Origin of the sequence: Streptomyces sp. CA-142005 (genome assembly GCF_050942335.1) — a bacterium.
In the GTDB taxonomy this organism is placed as follows: domain Bacteria; phylum Actinomycetota; class Actinomycetes; order Streptomycetales; family Streptomycetaceae; genus Streptomyces.
Map to the genome: position 1 here is coordinate 7253679 of NZ_CP192078.1, position 12647 is coordinate 7266325.

Genomic DNA, 12647 nt, shown 5'->3' on the forward strand with positions numbered 1-12647 from the left:
CTCCGGGCGGCACCCCATTTTCCGTGTCACGGGTCCTCTCGCCGCACCCGCTCGGCCCGGTCGACCAGCGTGACCACGACGACCAGGGCCGCCGCGGCCAGAGCGGCGAGAAGGGCCGGCGTCGGCGAACGAGTGGCCGTCAGGACTGCCACCGCCACCGCGGGAAACGCAAGCTGTTCGACCCGGCTCCGCCGGTGCGGCCGGACGTGCACAGCCCATACGGTGATGAGGAAGACCGCCGCCGGCACCGTGACCGCGCCACCCGCCGACAACGGCGGGGCACCGGTACGCCCAGGTGAACCTCCTGCGATGGGCCTGGTGCGAGGTGGCGAGCAGGGTGTGGGCCGGCCGGGCGAAGTACAGCCACCACAGGGCGAAGACGAGCAGCAGGCCACCCGCTGCCAACAGGTACAGCGCCGCGGTGTCATGGTCCCGGTTCAGGGCACCGCGGACCGCCGCCGCGGCGGCCGCGACGGACGCACCCAGCACGATGAGGACGAACAGCCCGTACCGCGCGGCGATGTGGTGCGGATGCCACGGGGTCATTCCCGCGGACTGCGCCCACACCGGGACGCAGACCTCTGGAACGATCAACGCGATGATGGTCGGCAGGCGCGCCGGGGCCGGGAGGAAAAGCACCCCGGCCCAGCCGATCTGACAACACGTCACCCCCATGGCGAATCGGAGCGTGGTCCGCCGCCGAGGCGGATCCGATCGTGCGACACGCAGCCACAGCGAAGTCAGCGTCGTACGCAGGACGACGTATCCGAGTGTGACGACGCGCAGATCGCCTTCCTCGAACGCGCTGGGGACACCGGCGGCGAGAATGAGGGAGCCCGCGATCTGGACCAGCACCGTCAACCGGTAGGGGACGTCGTCAGGGTCATAGCGGATGCGAACCAGGCGAAGTTCCTCCAGGCCCACCAGATCGTGAAGAAGACCAGCGCGAAGCGCAGGGCGCCGGTGAGCCAGTGCCCGCTCGTCACCGCCGTGTTCAGACACGCGGACGCCTGCGCGACCGCGATGACGAAGCACAGGTCGAAAAAGCACTCCAGCGTCGTGGCGGTTCTGTGCGCTTCCCTCGGGTCCCGCCCCCCGCAGGCTCAGTGCGGGGCTCCCGGAGCGCAATCCACCCTCCGCTGCTCGCTCGGCATCATGCCTCTCCTCGTCGGTTTCCGGGCCCACGTCGTCAGCGACGTTAGGCGGGACGAGGTGCTGAGCCGTGCCCGCTGGCGCCCGGGGGCTTGCCCGAGAGTGAACAAGGGCACGCACGGATCGTTCCCGTGCGCTCCCGAGCACGTGCATGTGCGCTTCAGGGCAACCCGCCCGTCGTGCCGGCACCTAGCGTCACTCGTGTCCACGGCCAGTCAGCAGGAGGCGGAACATGACCATCGAATCCCAGCACGTCGGCAGCCAGCCGTGGCTGCACCAGAAGGGCGAGATCATCCAGGAGTTCGGGACCGTGAAGCAGTTCCCCCTCGGCCTGTCCTACGAGACGCGCATGTACTCCTGCCAGCGCATCAACATGGTCCTCGCGGACAGCCAGATCCTTCACGGCCTCTACAAGAAGCACCACTGGCTGATGCGCGGGGCGACCTTCTACCAGCTCCACCTGGTGCTGGACAAGCACGCGGCGGAACAGCTGGAACTCGTCGACGCCCTTGCCGAGCGGGTCCAGACCCTGGGCGGTGTCGCTGTGGGCGATCCGCGGCACGTCGCCGAGATCACGTCGATCCCGCGCCCTCCGGACGGTGTGGAGGAGGTCCCCGCGATGCTCTCGCGACTGCTGGAGGCCCACGAGGTCATCCTGACGGAGGCCCATGACGCGGCTGCCCGCACCGCCGAGCTGGGCGACGACGGCACCAACGACCTGCTCGTCTCCCAGGTGATCCGGACCGGCGAACTCCAGGCGTGGTTCCTCGCCGAACACCTGGTCGATACGCCCTTGGTCCGTGTCCGTGCCTGAGCGATGACCTCCTCACCGCCCTTTGAGCCGCCCGCCCCGCGGTTCGCGCGCCGCGGGCGTATGAGGACAGGTTGCACCGACCACGAGCCCGGGGCGCCGACGGTGAGACCGACCTGGACGAGGTGATACCGACCCCGCCACGCGGTACAGACGCGCGCGTTCGATGTCCTTGCCGAAGCGTCCGGTTGAGGATCTGCGCACCCAGCCGGCCAGGGCAGTTCCGCCCGACGGCGAGGGAGGGATGTCGTCCTGACGCTCGGTTGACGCTCCTGACACCCGAACGCGGGACAACGCGCTGACTGCTCGATGTGCTGACGGTGCTGCTGCTCTCCTCCGGCGCGTTGAGTGCTCCGCCGGTCTGTCGGCTGGTGTTGAGGAGCGCGGCGGCCGTGCCGGCTCCTTCGGCCGCGACGCTGTCGAGCATCAGTGATATCGCCGCCTTCGGCGCCCTCCTCGCGAGTGACTTCTCCCGCGGCATGACGGAAAGCCTCGCACTCGCCGCGTGCCTGCTGGCGGTGGCCGAGCTGGGCGCGGCCATCCTGCTGCAGCGCCGCCGGTGAACGACGGTGCGGCAGCGCCGCCTCCCCCCGGCACTCCGGCGCGGTGCACGCCGGGCGGGGCACCCCCCACCCATCAAGTGAGGGCGGCTGCGCGCCGCCGCGGCGAGGGCGTGGGCGTACGCGGCGGCGTCCTGTGCCAGGTCGCCGGCGACTCGGGTCCTGGTCGTCGTGCTCCCTCCGGGGGGGCGGGTGCGGCTGGGAGGCGAACGCCCACACCACGAAGGCGGCGGAAGGCCGCGAGCAGCAGGAGGACCGCGATCGTCCGCTTCTCCGCGGCGGGCATCGGCGGGACACGTTCACGGCTGTCACGCATGTGCCCGGCGCCGTTGTTGCCGTTGCCCATCGCTTTTGCCGCTTAGGTGAGGCGCAGAGGGTTGGTCCACGCCAATCACGTCGAGGAACCCCGGCCGCCGCGCAGCCGGGATTCCTCGACGCCGTGATCGTCGGTCAGCAGGCGGAACGACCCCCGCCGTGCACCGAGGAGGTCAGCGCTGCAGGGTGAGGACGCCCGGCCGCCACGGCAGCTGGTCGTAGGGGCCGGTCGCGGTGGGGGACTTGCCCTGGTAGAGGAACTGCAGGTTGCAGGGGTCGATGGTCATGGTCTGGTCGGGGTTGTTGCGGACCAGGTCGCCGTGGCTGATGTCGTTGGTCCAGGTGGCACCGCTGTTGGCCTTGCCCGCGAAGGGGTTGGACTCGGTGGCGGCCTGCGGGGTCCAGGAACCGTTCAGGCTGGTGGCGGTGAACGAGCGGAAGTAGCGCTGCTCGTTCGCGCCCCGCGCCTCGACGATCATGAGGTACTGGTTCTGGCCCTGGACCTTGTAGACCTGCGGCGCCTCGAACAGGTTCTTCGTCGTGTCGCTCATGACCGTCGTGTACGACGAGCCGAAGCTGCCCGGGAAGTTCGCGAGCGGCATGCTCGCCCGGTAGATCTTGCCGTTGTCACCGGCGAAGAAGAGGTACATGTTCTGGCTGTCGGCGATCAGGGTCTGGTCGATCGGCCCGGTGCCGGAGTCGGGGAGACTCCCGGTGAACAGGGGCTGCGGCGCGGACCAGCCGTTGGGGTTGGTCGGGTCGCTCGACGTGCGGTAGATGAAGGGCCACGCACCCCACTGGTACGCCAGCACCCAGATGTTCTTGGGCGCGAAGTAGAACAGCGTGGGCGCCACCGCGGCCTGGCTCATCCCGGTCTGGCCGGCCGACGCCATGTCCGACCAGTTCGTGAACGGGCTGAACATCATCGAGCCGTACGACGATCCCGACACGTTGGACGCGTAGACCAGGTGCTTGCCGTTGTACGTCACGTTGGTGAAGTCCTTCACCGCGGCCCACCCGTTCGCCGGCTGCGCCAGCGCACCCGTTGACGTCCACCGGTACGTCGACGGAAGAGCGCACGTGCCGTCCGGCGGGGTGGACCCGGAAAGGCCGGTCCACTTCTGGTTGCTGCCCCCGTTGCACGTCCAGATCTGCACCGCCGTGCCGTTGGCCGTGCCGGCGCCCGCGGCTTCCAGACACAGCCCGGACTCCACGCCGACGACGGTGCCGTCGGAGTTGACCTGCCACTGCTGGTTCGCCCCGCCGGAACAGGTCCAGATCTGCACCCGGGTGCCGGGTGCGGTGGCGTGGCCGGGAACATCCAGGCACTTGGTGCCGTACACGGTGAGCTGGTTGCTGTCGGTCAGCGTCCACTGCTGGTTGGTCCCGCCCCAGCAGTCGTAGATCTGCAGGTACGTGCCGTCGGTCTGGCTGGCGCCCGGCACATCGAGACACCGGTTCGAACCGATACCGCGCAGGGCTCCGCTCGTGGCCGCCTGAGCCGGGGTGACGACGAGCATCGCCGCCAGCGCGGCCAGGACCGCAGCCACGACGGCGAGCGCCGCAGGCGTATGCCCGCGGCGGGAACTTCCTCTGGGCACGGGGTGCAGGGGATGCATGGAGACTTCCTCAACCTCGGGCGGACAGCGATTGTCGAGTCCATGACATATGTAGCGTTCGATATGTCGGACGTAGGTCGGAGTGTCGAGCACCTGAATGATAGGGAACCGCCCAACGGCGTCAACCCTTCTCGCATGTGTCGACAGTCAAGTCGAAACATCCGGGACGGACTCGGCAAGAAATTGCCGCCTCACGTGGACGACTGACCGAGCAGGCGCGCGATTTGCCCGATCGACGGGGGCTCCAGGATCTCGAAACATTCGGACGAAAGACAGAAACTTGATGCGTAGCGAGTATTGACGATCCGTCATCGCTGCCCCAACCATTTCTGGCTGAGAAACCGGCCACAGGTCGATATTTCGAACCGTATGGGCCTTGAACCATCCCTGCCGCACGGCAGTGTCCGGTCATTCCGTGCTGCCCGGGCTCCGGCCCGCCTGCACTTCACGCCTTCCGTGTCGTCTACCTTGGAGGCACAGCCATGGGCTCGTATGCCCTTCCCAGACCCAATGTCCGCCGGAAGATCCGCGGCCTGCTGCCGGCGCTGCTCGTCGGCGTCCTCGGTGTGGCCGCCGCCCTGGTCCCGCCGTCGGCCGCGCAGGCCGCTGAGAGCACGCTCGGCGCCGCGGCGGCGCAGAGCGGCCGCTACTTCGGCACCGCCATCGCCTCGGGCAGGCTGGGCGACTCGACGTACACGTCGATCGCGGCCCGTGAGTTCAACATGGTGACGGCCGAGAACGAGATGAAGATCGACGCCACCGAACCGCAGCGGGGCCAGTTCGACTTCACCTCCGGTGACCGCGTCTACAACTGGGCGGTGCAGAACGGCAAGAAGGTACGCGGTCACACGCTCGCCTGGCACTCCCAGCAGCCGGCCTGGATGCAGAGCCTCAGCGGCAGCGCGCTGCGACAGGCGATGATCGACCACATCAACGGCGTGATGGCGCACTACAAGGGCAAGATCGCCCAGTGGGACGTCGTGAACGAGGCCTTCGCCGACGGGAGCACGGGCGCCCGGCGCGACTCCAACCTGCAGCGCACCGGCAACGACTGGATCGAGGTCGCCTTCCGCACCGCGCGCGCCGCCGACCCCTCCGCCAAGCTCTGCTACAACGACTACAACATCGAGAACTGGACCTGGGCCAAGACCCAGGCCGTGTACTCCATGGTCCGGGACTTCAAGCAGCGCGGCGTGCCGATCGACTGTGTCGGCTTCCAGTCGCACTTCAACAGCGGCAGCCCGTACGACAGCAACTTCCGCACCACCCTGCAGAGTTTCGCCGCCCTCGGTGTCGACGTGGCCATCACCGAACTCGACATCCAGGGCGCCCCGGCATCGACCTACGCCAGCGTGACCAACGACTGCCTGGCCGTCTCGCGCTGCCTCGGCATCACCGTCTGGGGTGTGCGCGACACCGACTCCTGGCGATCGGGTGACACGCCGCTGCTGTTCAACGGCGACGGCAGCAAGAAGCCCGCCTACACCGCCGTTCTCGACGCCCTCAACGGCGGCTCCACCACGCCCCCTTCGGGTTCCGGACAGATCAAGGGCGTCGGTTCCGGCCGCTGTCTGGACGTGCCCAACGCCAGCACCACCGACGGCACCCAGCTCCAGCTGTGGGACTGCCACAGCGGCACCAACCAGCAGTGGACGTACACCGACGCCGGAGAGCTCAGGGTCTACGGCAACAAGTGCCTGGACGCCGCCGGCACCGGCAACGGCTCCAAGGTCCAGATCTACAGCTGCTGGGGTGGCGACAATCAGAAGTGGCGCCTCAACTCCGACGGAACCATCGTCGGCGTCCAGTCCGGCCTCTGCCTCGACGCCGTTGGAGCCGGCACCGCCAACGGCACCCTGATCCAGCTCTACTCCTGCTCGAACGGCAGCAACCAGCGCTGGACCCGCACCTGAGGGCACCTGAGTCACGGGTCGCCGCCGGACGGGGTGGTGGCGACCCTCGCGTCGGTAAGCCCGCGGCCAAGGGAGCTGGGTCCGCGCAGAGCAGTCGTGACGCTCATGTGACGCCCGCTCTGATGGCTCATCAAGTCTGCGGCCTTGCCTCGGCTCTCGTCAGTAGGCGTGCCGGTCGGGCTTCGTCTCCCAGGCTTCGTATGCCTTCGCGCCCAGCTCCGGGTGGATCTGCTCGATGTGGATCCGGCGCCGGTCCAGCGGCTTCTGGAAGTCCTCGTACTGGAAGGCGTCGTCGAAGCCGATCTTCCGGGTGGCTTCCAGGTCGCAGCTGAAGTAGACGTTGTCGATGCGCGACCAGTAGATGGCGCTCATGCACATGGGGCACGGTGCGCCACTGATGTAGATCGAACAGCCCTGCAGCATCCGGGCCCGCTCCGGGACCGGGTCGGGGGAGCCTTCGGGGCGCTGGACGTATTCCAGGGTGCCCTCGTTGTGGTGCTCTTCCGGGATGGTGGGCGCCTGCGGGTTGAGGAGTTGGGACGCCTTGCGGATGGTCTCCACCTCGGCATGTGCGGTCGGATCGCCGGTCAGGAGGACACGGTTCTGCCCACGGGCGATGATCTCGCCATCCCGGGTGAGCACGGCGCCGAACGGGCCGCCCCAGCCGTGCTCCACCGACTCCGTGGCCAGCCGTACCGCTTCCGTCAGGAACTCCGTGTGACCCATGACGCCCTCCGCTCCGCCCCAGCTTAGGCATTCGATCGATTTCACCGGTCTACGATTGTTTGATTGCCTTTCCCCCATTTGTTCTATAAGTCCCTTTGTGATTAGGCTACCTCGTATGAGCGCCAGCGCAAACCGCGGCCGTGGTGGAGCCGGAGCAACCGTGGTGACCTCGCAGAAGGTCGTCCCCGGTCGCGAGGAGGACTACAAACGCTGGCAGGAGCGGGTGAACCGGGCCGTACGGGTCTTCGACGGCTTCGAGGGAACGGAGCTGTACCCGCCCGACTCCGCCGACGACAACCAGTGGGTCGTGGTGTTCCGCTTCTCGGACGTCGACCGGCTGAGCGCCTGGCTCGGGTCGGCTGCGCGCCGGCAACTCCTCGACGACGGCCACGACTTGTTCGAGGAGGAGCCCTCCCAGGAGGTGCTGCACGGAGGGCAGCCCGCTCAGGAGGCCGTGACGGCCGTCGTCTCCCACACCGTGCGGCCAGGCCGCGAGCAGGACTTCGAGCGCTGGCAGGACAAGGTCCTGAAGGCCCAGCAGAAGTACCCGGGTTTCATGGGGTCCGAACTCTTCGCGCCGGTCGAGGGCATCCAGGACCGCTGGGTCGTCGTGTTCCGGTTCGACACCCGTGAACACCTCGACCAGTGGCTGCAGTCGGATGTCCGCAGGAAACTGCTGGACGAGGGGCGCGACTCCGTCGCCGACTACGACGTGCGCGAGATCGCGTCGGCCTTCAGCGGATGGTTCCGCTTCGGCGAAGGGGAGCAGGCGGGTGTCCCGCCCAACTGGAAGCAGGCCATGTCCGTTCTTCTCGCGCTCTACCCCACCGTCATGGTGCTCAACCTCACGGTAGGGCGCGCCCTCACGCATGCCGACGTTCCGGGGTACCTCGGCCTGTTCATCTCCAACGTGCTGAGTGTCGCGATTCTGACCTGGCTTCTGATGCCGCTGGTCGTCAACCGCGCCCTGGCCTTCTGGCTGGCACCCGACCGGCCGCGTTCGCGCCGCACCGACCTGGCGGGTGCGGCCGTCGTGGCGGTGTGTTACGCGGCGCTCCTCGTGGTTTTCGGGCTCACCGTCTGAGCGCGTGCCCCGCCGTCAACAGCCAAACCCCCGCCGTCAACCGCCGAAGTGGATCAGTGGCTTGATGATGCCGTCGGCCCCGGCTTCCATCATCCGGAATGCCCGCTCGACCTCGTCGAAGCCGAACGCGTGCGTCGTCATCGGAGTGGGGTCCACCCTGCCGTGCTGCATCAGCCGGAAAATCCGCGTCAGGCGCTCCCTGCCCCCTCGGTTCAGCCCGGCGTGGACATGCTTGTCGGACATGCCGTATCCGAAGGGCTCCAGCGGGATCCTCAGCGGTTCAGGCACTTCGCCGTGGTAGCCGACGTTGGAGATGTGGCCGCCCGGCTTGGTGACGCGGAACGTCGCTTCCCAGGTGCCCGGAGTGCCCAGCGCCTCGATGGCCGCATCCACACCCTGCCCGTCCGTCAGTTCGAGGACCCGCTCGACGGGATCGCAGCGCGTGTGATCGACGATCACGTCGGCGCCGAAGTGACGGGCCAGTTCCTGCCGTTCGGGCCGCGATTCGACGGCGATGACGAATCCTGCGCCGCGCAGCCGGCACCCGATGGTGGCCGAAAGACCCACTGCTCCCTGAGCGAAGACGGCGACGGTCTGCCCGAAGTCGAGTTCGGCGTGTTCGGCGGCGACGAATCCGGTCGACAGCATGTCCGTCGCGTACAGGGCCTGGTGGTCGGACAGGGCCTCGGGAATCGGAGCGAGATTCGCCTGTGCGTTGTTCACGAGGAAGTATTCCGCCAGGCTGCCGTCCCTCCGCACGGTGAACCTGGCTCCGCCCATCATTTCGCCCCCGCACTGCGAGGACAGGCCGCGCTGACAGAATTCGCACTGAAAGCAGGGCGTGACTCCACCCACCGCCACGCGTTCGCCTTCGGCGAGTCCTTCCACCGCGGAGCCGAGCGCATGGACCGTTCCCACGGCCTCGTGCCCCAGGGTGACATCGGGGGCGACCGGGATCGCTCCCCTCACCGTATGGACGTCGGAACTGCAGATCATCGCGGTGGTCGTACGCACCACGGCGTCATTCGGTCCCGGTTCCGGAACACGTTTGTCGAGGACGGCGACCTCGCCGACGTTCCTCATGACGAAGGATTTCATGGTGTCCGTGGCAATCCCTGCCCGCCACCGGTCGTTTCGCTGCGGGCTGCGAGGTAGGCTGGAAAGGCCCAAACCGCCCTGGCTCATCACTGAATGGCGTAAACAACGTCTTTTCAGCGTCGTATACAACGGCGGTCTCCGCAACTTCGCCGCCCGAGGGCGTGCAGCGGACCGCGGATGCCGGGGCAAGGAGCGCAGGATGAGCCGCCACACGCAGATTCGCGGTCTCGAGGGGCTGTCGGTAGGGCGGAACGACGCCGGTTACGAAGACATCCGCCGGGCCGTCGTGTGGAACGCGCTGACACCGGCGCGGTTCCCGGACGTCATCGTCCGCGCGGCGTCGGCCGGTGATGTCGTGGAAGCGGTGCGCCTGGCTCGGTCCCAGCGCCTCCAGGTCGCCATCCGGTCGGGGGGACACAACTGGTCCGGATCGTCCCTGCGCGACGGGGGCATGCTCATCGACCTGTCCGGGCTCCGCGGCTGCGCCGTCGACCCCGCCTCCGCGACGGCGACGGTACAGCCCGGTGTCACGGGCGGGCAGCTCACCGCGGAACTCGGCCGTCACGGACTCGCCTTCCCCACAGGTCACTGCGGGTCCGTCGCCGTCGGCGGATACCTCCTCAGCGGAGGTCTCGGCTGGAATTCCGGCGCCCGCGGGCCGGCGTGCGCCAGTGTCGAGGGGCTGGAAGCCGTGACCGCCGACGGGGAGCCGGTCACCTGCAGCGCGAGCGAGCACAGGGACCTGTTCTGGGCGGGCCGGGGAGCGGGTCCCGGCTTCTTCGCCGCGGTCACCGCCTTCCGCCTCAGGCTGTATCCCAGCCCCGGCGCGATCACGAGCACGAGGTGGACCTTCCCCCTCGCGAACGTCACCGAGGTGACGCACTGGGCCACCGAGCTGGCCGCAGGGCTGTCCCCGAACGTCGAGTTGAGCTTCTCCCTCGGCACGGTCGACCTCGGTCCGAAGCCGGGTCCCAAAGGGGTGACCGTCACCGGTACCGCCTTCGCCGCGTCGCGAGAGGAAGCCGACGCGTTCCTGCTGCCGCTGCGCCACTGCCCCCTGCGCCAGAGCTCCCTCTCCCGCCGATTGGACGAGCCGACGACGTTCAAGGCCCTGTACGACTCCGCCGCCGCCCTGTGGCCTCCGCAACTGCGCTATGCGGCGGACACCCTGTGGTCGGACGCCGGCTTCCCCACGCTGCTCGGCGAGCTCGCGGATGTCGTCGACTCGGCCCCCTCGCACAGATCGCTGGTCCTCGCACCGTTCTCGCCGGCAGGCCGGCCGCCGCCCGACATGGCCTTCTCGGTGCTCGGACAGAGCTATGTCGTTCCCTACGCCGTCTGGGACGACCCCCGCCAGGACGCCGCCAACACCGGCTGGCTGCGGGAAGCGATGCGCAGGGTGGAGCCGTTCGGGACGGGGCACTACATCGCCGAGGCGGACCTCACCGCGGCACCGTCCCGTGCCCGCCGCTCCTTCACCGCGGGCGACTGGCAGCGCCTGCGGAGCCTGAGGACGCGGTACGACCCGGACGGCGTCTTCTGCTCCTACCTGTCACCGGACGAGGCCGTGCCGTAACGCCACAGGTCCGGTCTGGTCGGTGGCCCAGGAGGCGAGGATACGGAGCCGTTCGTGGGTGGGGGAGCCGGGCTCGGCGGTCCAGACGGTCAGGTGCTGGTCGGGGTCGGTGTTGGTGGTGAGGGTGTCCCAGTCCAGGACGAGCTCGCCCACGACCGGATGGTTGAGGGTCTTCGTGCCGACGGTGCGGGCCGCGCCGCGGTGGTCGCCCCACCACTGGGCGAACTGCTTGTCCTACAGGGAGAGTTCACCGACCAGCTCGATCAGGCGAGGATCGTCCGGGTACTTCGCCGCCTCCATCCGCAGCTGGTCCGCGGAGATCTGCGCGGAGGTCTCCCAGTCGGCGTACGGGGTGCGCCTCGCCGGGTCGGTGAACTGGATCCGCGGGTAGTTGCGGTGCTTCTCCGGGAGGCGGGAGAAAACGGTGACCAGGGCGTTCCAGGCCAGGATGTCGCCGCGTCGGCCCTGCACGATGGCCGGGGTGGCGGTGAGGTCGTCCAGCACGCGCTGGAGCTGCGGCTGCATCTTCTGCCGGCCGCGGCGCCGGGCGCGGACGGTGGGCTTGCCGGCGAGCTGGAAGAGGCAGCCGCGCTCGTCGTCGTCCAGGTGCAGGACGCGGGCGAGGACGTCCAGGACCGGCGCGGACGCCTGCATGCGGCCCTGTTCGAGACGGGTGTAGTAGTCGGTGCTGATGCCGGCGAGCTGGGCGACCTCCTCGCGGCGCAGCCCGGTCACCCGGCGGGGACTGCCGGTGTCGGGCAGCCTGGCCGTGCGCCTGCCTCCCGGTGTGAGGCTCGACGGAGCGGCCGTACGCAAGCGACGACAGCGGCAGACCCGAACCTCGCACCGAAGGAAGAACCACCCATGCGCGGAGCAGTCATCCATGGCAGGGGGGACTGACAACGGACGTCTGAGGCCAGGACACACGTGAAGAGGCCGCCGGAGCATTGCCGGCGGCGGTCCACATCCACTCCTGTACCTGCTCCGCAGGTATCGCAGACGCCACCGCCCACTCGATCTGAGGTTTCTCTGAGGTTTTTCCATAAGGGGAAGTTGAAATTCGCACATCCGGCTCCCGGTTAGTATTGCACCGGTAAAGAAAAGGTCAATCGCCGGTTATGTCCCATCGATCACAGGGAAGCCACTCCGCGTCTGTACGGCGATTGCCGGACATGCATTGCCCGATCTTGTCCCAAATGTCGCCACGCTCGGCGCATGTGAGGTCGCGATGCGATGGACGCGGCGAGGGTGACCGCCGAAGTGACGTATGTTGCGTCCGCGTTGCGGGCTTTGTAGTGTGGCAACGCGTCGAGCGACTGACCATCGCCGATCAAGCCTGAATGGGCGGCGCTGAAACAAGGCAGCGCTGAAAAAAGGCAACGATAATTCTGCACGGGGGTGCACGACGATGCATGGTGGCGAGTCCGGAGGACACGGCGGCGACAGCGGATCGATCGGTGCCGCGGCGGCGGCCGGGTCCGACGGCGGCCGTGACCAGAGCTACCGAGAAGACCTGCGCGGCTGGGTGCCCGTCTTCGGCATCACGGCTGCCGTGATCGCGATCGGCTTGCTGGTCGTCTTCCTCATCAAGTAACCGCAGTTCACCGGCGGTTTTCACGGGCACTCGAGTGACCCGCCGCGCGCGCTGCGCGCAGGGTCCACAGCGCCCTTCGTCCGCAGTACCTCTCAGCACACCGACGCCTCCCCGCCCACCCGTGCGGTGCGGCGAGGAAGACGCGTGAAGGACGCGTCGGCGATGTGCTCGGGTTTCGGGACGAAACGTTTCCTGCGTT

The 12647-nt window shown here is 68.3% G+C and carries 10 protein-coding genes and 2 pseudogenes; 6 read left to right on the forward strand and 6 right to left on the reverse strand.

The window, feature by feature from the left end; genetic code table 11:
• Positions 1-26: 26 nt before the first annotated feature.
• Both ACQPXS_RS33800 and ACQPXS_RS33805 read right to left on the reverse strand, forming a co-directional pair.
• Complete coding sequence (locus ACQPXS_RS33800; protein WP_433453156.1) at positions 27-158, reverse strand: hypothetical protein; 132 nt, start codon at positions 156-158, stop codon at positions 27-29.
• A 142-nt stretch (positions 159-300) separates the two neighbouring features.
• Positions 301-1055 (reverse strand): annotated as a pseudogene (locus tag ACQPXS_RS33805) (low temperature requirement protein A); the annotation flags it as partial.
• Between the two features lie 329 nt (positions 1056-1384).
• On the opposite strand from ACQPXS_RS33805, the gene ACQPXS_RS33810 reads away from it, so the two are divergent.
• Both ACQPXS_RS33810 and ACQPXS_RS33815 read left to right on the forward strand, forming a co-directional pair.
• A complete protein-coding gene (locus ACQPXS_RS33810; protein WP_433453157.1) occupies positions 1385-1966 on the forward strand; it encodes a Dps family protein in 582 nt (193 codons plus the stop codon).
• A gap of 308 nt (positions 1967-2274) precedes the next feature.
• Positions 2275-2526: a hypothetical protein gene (locus ACQPXS_RS33815; protein ID WP_433453159.1), complete on the forward strand. Its 252-nt coding sequence runs from the start codon at positions 2275-2277 to the stop codon at positions 2524-2526.
• A gap of 485 nt (positions 2527-3011) precedes the next feature.
• Here the strand turns inward: ACQPXS_RS33815 and ACQPXS_RS33820 are convergent, their stop codons facing one another.
• On the reverse strand, positions 3012-4439 hold the full coding sequence (locus tag ACQPXS_RS33820) for a non-reducing end alpha-L-arabinofuranosidase family hydrolase (RefSeq protein ID WP_433456059.1): 1428 nt from the start codon (positions 4437-4439) through the stop codon (positions 3012-3014).
• A gap of 500 nt (positions 4440-4939) precedes the next feature.
• Between ACQPXS_RS33820 and ACQPXS_RS33825 the strand changes: the two genes are divergently transcribed.
• Positions 4940-6370 (forward strand): endo-1,4-beta-xylanase, encoded by a 1431-nt coding sequence (locus ACQPXS_RS33825; RefSeq protein WP_433453161.1) that lies wholly within the window; start codon positions 4940-4942, stop codon positions 6368-6370.
• A gap of 159 nt (positions 6371-6529) precedes the next feature.
• Here ACQPXS_RS33825 and ACQPXS_RS33830 read toward each other — a convergent pair whose 3' ends face one another.
• Entirely contained in the window at positions 6530-7096 is a 567-nt protein-coding gene (locus ACQPXS_RS33830; RefSeq protein WP_433453162.1) for a nucleoside deaminase, read from the reverse strand.
• Between the two features lie 115 nt (positions 7097-7211).
• Between ACQPXS_RS33830 and ACQPXS_RS33835 the strand changes: the two genes are divergently transcribed.
• Positions 7212-8180, forward strand: a complete 969-nt coding sequence (locus tag ACQPXS_RS33835) for an antibiotic biosynthesis monooxygenase (RefSeq protein ID WP_433453164.1) — start codon at positions 7212-7214, stop codon at positions 8178-8180.
• Positions 8181-8216: 36 nt separating this feature from the next.
• Here ACQPXS_RS33835 and ACQPXS_RS33840 read toward each other — a convergent pair whose 3' ends face one another.
• Positions 8217-9365 carry a zinc-binding dehydrogenase gene (locus tag ACQPXS_RS33840; protein ID WP_433453165.1) on the reverse strand — a complete coding sequence of 383 codons (1149 nt, stop codon included), beginning with the start codon at positions 9363-9365 and terminating at the stop codon, positions 8217-8219.
• Between the two features lie 112 nt (positions 9366-9477).
• On the opposite strand from ACQPXS_RS33840, the gene ACQPXS_RS33845 reads away from it, so the two are divergent.
• Positions 9478-10854 carry an FAD-binding oxidoreductase gene (locus ACQPXS_RS33845; protein ID WP_433453167.1) on the forward strand — a complete coding sequence of 459 codons (1377 nt, stop codon included), beginning with the start codon at positions 9478-9480 and terminating at the stop codon, positions 10852-10854.
• Here the strand turns inward: ACQPXS_RS33845 and ACQPXS_RS33850 are convergent.
• Positions 10831-11922 (reverse strand): annotated as a pseudogene (locus ACQPXS_RS33850) (helix-turn-helix domain-containing protein). The gene ACQPXS_RS33845 and the pseudogene ACQPXS_RS33850 sit on opposite strands and share 24 nt — an antisense overlap.
• 340 nt (positions 11923-12262) lie before the next feature.
• Between ACQPXS_RS33850 and ACQPXS_RS33855 the strand changes: the two are divergent.
• Positions 12263-12448 carry a hypothetical protein gene (locus ACQPXS_RS33855; RefSeq protein ID WP_433453168.1) on the forward strand — a complete coding sequence of 62 codons (186 nt, stop codon included), beginning with the start codon at positions 12263-12265 and terminating at the stop codon, positions 12446-12448.
• The last annotated feature ends 199 nt before the right edge of the window (positions 12449-12647 follow it).

What these genes read in the sequence shown, in the direction of transcription:
- ACQPXS_RS33855 (WP_433453168.1), top strand. Translation starts at nt 12,263, where the DNA reads ATGCATGGTGGCGAGTCCGGAGGACACGGCGGCGACAGCGGATCGATC.
- ACQPXS_RS33840 (WP_433453165.1), bottom strand. Translation starts at nt 9,365, where the DNA reads ATGAGCCAGGGCGGTTTGGGCCTTTCCAGCCTACCTCGCAGCCCGCAG.
- ACQPXS_RS33845 (WP_433453167.1), top strand. Translation starts at nt 9,478, where the DNA reads ATGAGCCGCCACACGCAGATTCGCGGTCTCGAGGGGCTGTCGGTAGGG.
- ACQPXS_RS33810 (WP_433453157.1), top strand. Translation starts at nt 1,385, where the DNA reads ATGACCATCGAATCCCAGCACGTCGGCAGCCAGCCGTGGCTGCACCAG.
- ACQPXS_RS33835 (WP_433453164.1), top strand. Translation starts at nt 7,212, where the DNA reads ATGAGCGCCAGCGCAAACCGCGGCCGTGGTGGAGCCGGAGCAACCGTG.
- ACQPXS_RS33830 (WP_433453162.1), bottom strand. Translation starts at nt 7,096, where the DNA reads ATGGGTCACACGGAGTTCCTGACGGAAGCGGTACGGCTGGCCACGGAG.
- ACQPXS_RS33825 (WP_433453161.1), top strand. Translation starts at nt 4,940, where the DNA reads ATGGGCTCGTATGCCCTTCCCAGACCCAATGTCCGCCGGAAGATCCGC.